The following is a 6,207-nucleotide window of genomic DNA, read 5'->3' as shown; positions in this document are numbered from 1 at the left end:
GGATTCGCTTCAAATTCAACGATATGAAGTCTTAGACTTAAGGCTCATCGGATAAGAGGAAGTGCCGCCTCCTGAACCCATACTGGCTGGGAGGCGGCACTCGCTGTTACATCAAGGATCACTGTTGTGGGCTACTCTCGGTTAGGCTAGATATATGGCGAAAAAATCTTTTAATCACCTTCCCCCCAGCACTCAGCTTTTGCGGGTCGGCATCATCTTCGAGGCAGTAAGTGTTGTACTTGTGATACTTGCTTTTATTCCTTTTCCCTCGCTCACGGTGAATGCCATCCTGTTTTATATCACGATAATCGTGGGTAGTTTTACCTCTGTGATCGCCTTTATCTGTGCCATAGTGGGGCTTATTCGGTTTGTGCGCCATCGCATCGCAAATATTGTATTGGCGGCGGTATCGGTGCTGATAAACCCGGTGACCGTGGTTTTGGCTGATGCTCTTCTGAACTCTAACGGATAAATTACTGTCGCACGAGGATCGTGCGCTGCACACTGGGGCATCGCTGAAGTTCTTCCCAGTATTTCTTGCGGGGACTTTCAGGTGTTTTTCAGCCAAACCCCAAGGTTCCTCAAGGTAACTACGGTTAACTGGAGGTGTTGGTTCGAGAGGACTGCGATGTGAATGTGTGTGTTTCAGAGAGCGGATATGCTCTCGTGGAACTGAAAAGCGAGGCTACTGTGTAGCCTCGCTTTTCAGTTTTAAAAATTTCGCCTTCTTCCGGGCGGCTATCACAATCTCATGCACGGTACCGAATACAGCGTGTAATTCTCTGCGATATATATGCCCTGTAAGGAAGCTCAATCCCTCATCTTGTGCTTTCAGCACACACAACCCCTCGCATTCACAGATATTCCCAAGGTTTAACTCACGAGGAATAAAGGTTGACGGCTCATAGTTATATCAGGTAGTTCGAGAGGACTATCTGAAAGTTGGACTTTCCTTAGCGGAAGTGGCTCTGATTTTCGTATGTATGTGTGTGTGATTGAGGCTGAGATCGAATCTTCGGGTTCGGTCTCAGTTTTGTTTAACCCTTAGTCTGCGTTCCGCACATAAAGCCACAGAAAACAATGGCGTAGTACCGGCGTAACAGGAGGTTTGCAAGATACAGCATAAGAAGAATGCGGCTACCTCATAACGGGGTGTAAAATTAGAGCATAAAAATCTTGCATATTAAATACGAATTATCACAGGAGATTTATCGTGCCTAAAACCCCGAACGTTCCCGGTACCGATCGTCCCGCCGAAAAAGCCGCCGGACACTGGTTGCTCGCCCAACTCGGCAAGAAAGTCCTTCGTCCCGGTGGGCGCGAAACTACAAACTGGCTGCTCAGCCGCGCGCTTGGCGGGCAGATCGACGTGGTTGAGTTCGCCCCAGGACTAGGTATTACGGCGCTCGAAATCGTCAAACGCAGCCCCAAGACCTACACCGGTGTAGATCTTGACCCAAAGGCGGCTGAAATCGTGCGCGGGCGCATCGGAAACAACCCCAACTACACGGTCGTGAACGCCGGGGCGCAGGAGACCGGGCTGCCCGATTCCAGCTACGACGTGGTGGTGGGCGAGGCTATGCTGACCATGCAGACCGACAAGCACAAGCTGGAAATTATGCGCGAGGCGGCGCGCATCCTACGGCCGGGCGGCTACTATGCCATTCACGAGCTATCGCTAACCCCTGACTACCTGCGCCCTGAGGTTCAAGAAGAAATTCAGAAGGACCTGGCACGAAGCATTCGCGTGAACGCACGCCCGCTTACGGTTGCCGAATGGACCCGCCTTGCCGAAGAATCCGGGTTTGAGGTGTTAGACGTATATCAAACCGAGATGGCTCTTCTGGAACCCAAACGAATGATTGCCGATGAAGGGGTGGGCGGACTCGCCAAGATCATGTTCAACCTTGCACGCAAACCGCAGATTCGTGAGCGCGTACTGGGTATGCGCAGTGTTTTCCGCCGTCACGCCGACCATATAGGCGCTATCGGTCTGGTTCTACGGAAGAAATAACTACGATTTGCGCGGTCAGAAAACGGAGCCTGAGTTTTCCCGATACAGTGGGAGGGTTACTGAGGCTCCGTTTTACACTAGATATATATGAGGCGTAGACCCCACTCAAGCATGTGTATGCCCCCCCGCTGGAGAAGACAATGAGCCGTATTCTTTTCTCTCCCGAAAGCTTTAATATGGGTGAAACCACGCGCAGCATCGAAATAGCGCGTGTTGCTCAAGATCGAGGGCACAAAGTCCTCTTCCATATATACTCGCCCAAATACCGTGGGTTACTGGAAAGCGCGCGGCTTCCCGTGCATCTTCGTGAACCCATCATGACTGATGCCGAAGCGAAACAACTCATGGCGCTTGACCAAGGCAGGGGAGTGCGGCATCCCTTCACCACCGAGAAAGTACGCCAGAGGGTTACCGTAGAACTTGCGGCCATTCGTGACTTTAACGCAGATGCTGTGGTAATCGGCTCTAACCCGACTATGCTGATCTCCGCGCGCATCGCCGGTGTACCTATTTTCTATGCGCGCCCTTACGCATATTCAATGACCTATTTTTCTGGGAAACCTGCCGGTGAAGCCCCCTCAGCACCGGGATGGTTACGCGCACTGGTTCGGGCAATATCTTATAAACCAGCCTCGTTCACTCGTGTAGCCCGCGAACATGGAATCAAACTTCCGCGCCGTACCGTCGATATGTTCAGCGCTGACGTAAACCTTATCTGTTCTCTTTTTACCGAGCTGCGCGGCGATCCGTTAACGGCGCCGGATGTCAGTGTGGGTCCTATCTACTACCGTGCTCCCGGTGAACTTCCGCGGATTGTTCGGGAACCTAAAAAGCGACCACTTATCTACGTAGGGATGGGCTCGTCCGGGTCTGCGCGCATCTTGGCTGCGGTGCTGCGGCAACTTTCAACGGCACCGGTAGATGTTCTGGTCGGTGATGGGGTGCTGTTAGCGGATGCTGATGCGCGCTCGCTGGGTGACAATATTCACCGTGCGGGAACTGTCCCGGCTCATCTGCTTGCTGGGCACATTGATGCCTCAATCACGCACGGTGGTGAAGGAACCGTGCAGACAGCGTGCCTGGCGGGAGTGCCGTTCGCGGGTATCGCCATGCAGGCCGAGCAACGCTGGAATATTGAGGAATGTGTGCGGTACGGCAACGCCCTGCGCTTCGCGAAACATGATGTGCACCGAGGTCAGATGCACGGCATTCTGGATCGTTTACTTTCAGATGAGACCATGCGCGCCAAGGCTCGACAGCTCAGCAAGGCAATGCGCGGCATGGATGGTTCAACCCGCGCCGTCGAGGTGATTGAGGGCTATCTCAAAGACTGTAATCCTGCCTAAAGGGTGCGAAACTTTGTTCACAGAACCACAGCGAGGTGAAACGATGAATATTTTGGTTGTTGGAGCATCGGGCTATGTGGGGCGTCATATTGTGGAGCAGGCGCATCGTCGCGGGCATCGGGTGCGTGCTGTGGTGCGCGATAAGGCTCGGGTTGAGAGTGCCGGGGCGTGGGGTGCACCATCGCTGGCGGATAGGGTAGATGAGTGGGTGGTTGGTGATGTAACCGACCGTTCCTTGACAGAAGGAGTGTGCGATGGCGTTGATGCGGTTATTTCGGCACTAGGGGTAACTCGGCAGAAGGCCGATCCCTGGGATATTGACTACCGTGCGAACCTAAATATATTGGAGTCTGCGCGCGCCCATGATGTCACACGTTTCTGCTATGTGAACGCCATACACGCCGAGTCGATTCGTTCGCAGCTCACGCGTGCGAAAACGGCTTTCGCGCAGGCATTGATCCAGTCGCCGCTGGCGCATCAGGTGGTGAGCCCGAGTGGATACTTCTCAGATATGAGCGCTATAGCGCAGATGGCACGCCGCGGCCGGGTGTATCTTCTGCGACCGCAAGGGCGGCTTAACCCCATTCACGGGGCGGATGTTGCCGCATACTGTCTTGATAAGGTGGAATCTGCTCAGGAGGGATCCTACGATATTGGTGGTCCCGAGGTTCTCTCGTGGCGTGAGGTAGCACAGTACGCTTTTGAGGCGGTGGGACGCCCCGCGAAGATCACGGTTATCCCGCCCCGGTTAGCAGACGGTGTGGTGAAGGTGATCGGCCTTATCAAACCGCGCGTGGCCGATACTTTATCGTTTATGCTGTGGGGCTTAACGCATGATTGTGTGGGGGAGCCGACAGGAACGAATAGTCTTCGAGAGTTCTACCGGGAACAGACACAGAATTTATAAGGCGGTGTACATTTCAACAAGCGTTCATGAGAAACTAGCATAGAAGTTCTGCAGAAATTGCTTCTGGAACGCCATAAACATCGGATAAAAACGCGATTTTGAGGAAAAAGCATGTCTGAAACTGCCATCGATTATGGTTCTCGCACCCTGCCGCACGATGATGTCGCGGAGCAGTCGGTGCTGGGCGGCATGATGCTCTCCAAAGACGCTATTGCCGATGTGGTAGAGACTCTGCATGCGGGAGATTTCTATAAGCCGCAGCATGAACTGATCTATGAGGCAATTATTTCTCTGTACGGTCACGGCAACCCCGCCGATGCGATTACGGTAGCGGATGAGCTCAAGGGCCGCGGTGAACTCACACGAGTCGGTGGGGCAACATATCTGCATACGCTTATCGCTTCGGTTCCAACCGCTGCGAATGCCCAGTATTATGCTGAGATCGTCAAGGAACACGCGGTTATGCGCCGTCTGGTAGAGGCTGGCACTAAGATCGCCCAGCTCGGTTACACGAGCGAGGGCGAGGTAGACTCGCTGGTTGATCAGGCACAATCTGAGATTTACGCAATTTCAGATGGCAACGCGAAAGAGGATTACGTTACCTTCTCAGATGCCTTAGAAGCCACGATGAACGAGATCGATGCGAACTCGAACCGCCCGGATGGTGTTTATGGCGTGCCCACGAGCTTTATTGAGTTTGATGAGCTCACCGGTGGTTTGCATCCGGGGCAGATGATTGTGGTTGCCGCGCGTCCCGGCGTGGGTAAATCGACGTTGGCACTGGATATCGCCCGTTCTGCTGCGATTCACCATGATATGACGACGGTCTTTTTCTCCTTGGAAATGGGTCGCACCGAGCTTGCAATGCGTGTGCTTTCGGCGGAGGGCCGCATTTCGATGGGCCGCCTCAAGAAGGGAGATCTTGACCAGGAGGGATGGACCAACCTGGCGACCCTGCAGGGAAAAATAACCGGTGCACCGCTTTTTATTGATGATTCGCCGAACATGACGCTCATGGAGATTCGTGCGAAATGCCGTCGTCTTAAGCAGCGCAATCAATTGCAGCTTGTGGTGCTGGACTACCTGCAGCTGATGAGTTCGGGAAAGAAAGTTGAGTCTCGTCAGCAAGAGGTTTCGGAGTTTTCCCGTAGTCTCAAACTTTTGGCGAAGGAACTTGAGGTTCCGGTCATTGCGCTGTCGCAGCTGAACCGTGGTTCGGAGCAGCGCACCGATAAGCGCCCAATGATCTCTGATCTGCGTGAATCCGGTTCAATTGAGCAGGATGCGGATATGGTGATTCTGCTGCATCGTGAGGATATGTACAACCCCGATAGCGATCGTGTGGGTGAGGCAGACATGATTATTGCGAAGCATCGTGGCGGCCCAACGAAGACTATTCCCTTGGCGTTTAGCGGTAAGTACTCGCGGTTTAATAACATGGCTTCTGAAACTCCACCGCAGCAGTATTAGCGGAATCTAGAGCATTTGAGCGTAAGAAAGGCGTTGCTTGACCGGTATTTTTACCGGGAGGGCAGCGCCTTGAGTCTTTAAGAATTTTCGGAGTATAAGGAGTTTTCGTGAATGAGGCTTTCATGGAAGTAAACACCCAAAATATTATGTGATGTACTACATATTATCTCGGTTTGCAAAGCACGGAAAGCCTCTGTATAGTTGTATGAGTCGCCGCGGCGAACGGGGGTAAAAACCCCGAAATTTCGCGGCAAAATCAACTATACAGTGTATGACTTGAAGTTCGTGTGTCACATTCATGTGACGGTTTCAAAGATTATGAGATTTAGAATGAATCTCATAATTGTGTGATGTAAAACATAAAGTTTTTAGCTTGTGTTTCTTCATAAAAGCGAGTATAGTTATTTAGGTTGTCACTCAAAATGGAGTGGCGATATCACTGACCGGCTGATGATGACTCTGATTGTGTG

5 protein-coding genes are annotated in these 6,207 nt (G+C 52.5%); all 5 read left to right on the top strand.

Going from position 1 to position 6,207, the window contains the following annotated elements; all coding sequences use genetic code 11:
• Nucleotides 1-154 precede the first annotated feature (154 nt).
• The 5 genes from HMPREF2609_RS02985 to dnaB all read left to right on the top strand — a co-directional run bounded on the left by HMPREF2609_RS02985 (nt 155) and on the right by dnaB (nt 5,737).
• A complete protein-coding gene (locus HMPREF2609_RS02985; RefSeq protein ID WP_004005956.1) occupies nt 155-472 on the top strand; it encodes a hypothetical protein in 318 nt (105 codons plus the stop codon).
• A gap of 741 nt (nt 473-1,213) precedes the next feature.
• Nucleotides 1,214-2,014: a class I SAM-dependent methyltransferase gene (locus HMPREF2609_RS02980; RefSeq protein WP_070534969.1), complete on the top strand. Its 801-nt coding sequence runs from the start codon at nt 1,214-1,216 to the stop codon at nt 2,012-2,014.
• Between the two features lie 140 nt (nt 2,015-2,154).
• Nucleotides 2,155-3,360, top strand: a complete 1,206-nt coding sequence (locus tag HMPREF2609_RS02975; RefSeq protein ID WP_070534967.1) for a nucleotide disphospho-sugar-binding domain-containing protein — start codon at nt 2,155-2,157, stop codon at nt 3,358-3,360.
• A gap of 43 nt (nt 3,361-3,403) precedes the next feature.
• The gene (locus HMPREF2609_RS02970) at nt 3,404-4,267 is read left to right on the top strand and encodes an SDR family oxidoreductase (RefSeq protein WP_070534966.1); all 864 of its coding nucleotides are present in this window, start codon (nt 3,404-3,406) and stop codon (nt 4,265-4,267) included.
• Nucleotides 4,268-4,378: 111 nt separating this feature from the next.
• Nucleotides 4,379-5,737: a replicative DNA helicase gene (dnaB, locus tag HMPREF2609_RS02965; protein ID WP_013398176.1), complete on the top strand. Its 1,359-nt coding sequence runs from the start codon at nt 4,379-4,381 to the stop codon at nt 5,735-5,737.
• Nucleotides 5,738-6,207 lie beyond the last annotated feature (470 nt).

Source organism: Rothia sp. HMSC058E10 (assembly GCF_001809415.1).
GTDB lineage: Bacteria > Actinomycetota > Actinomycetes > Actinomycetales > Micrococcaceae > Rothia > Rothia dentocariosa.
Note: the sequence above shows the minus strand (reverse complement) of the source record. Positions and strands in the feature narration are given on the sequence as shown.

Coding starts and splice junctions, on each gene's coding strand:
- HMPREF2609_RS02975 (WP_070534967.1), top strand. CDS start 2,155: ATGAGCCGTATTCTTTTCTCTCCCGAAAGCTTTAATATGGGTGAAACC.
- dnaB (WP_013398176.1), top strand. CDS start 4,379: ATGTCTGAAACTGCCATCGATTATGGTTCTCGCACCCTGCCGCACGAT.
- HMPREF2609_RS02985 (WP_004005956.1), top strand. CDS start 155: ATGGCGAAAAAATCTTTTAATCACCTTCCCCCCAGCACTCAGCTTTTG.
- HMPREF2609_RS02970 (WP_070534966.1), top strand. CDS start 3,404: ATGAATATTTTGGTTGTTGGAGCATCGGGCTATGTGGGGCGTCATATT.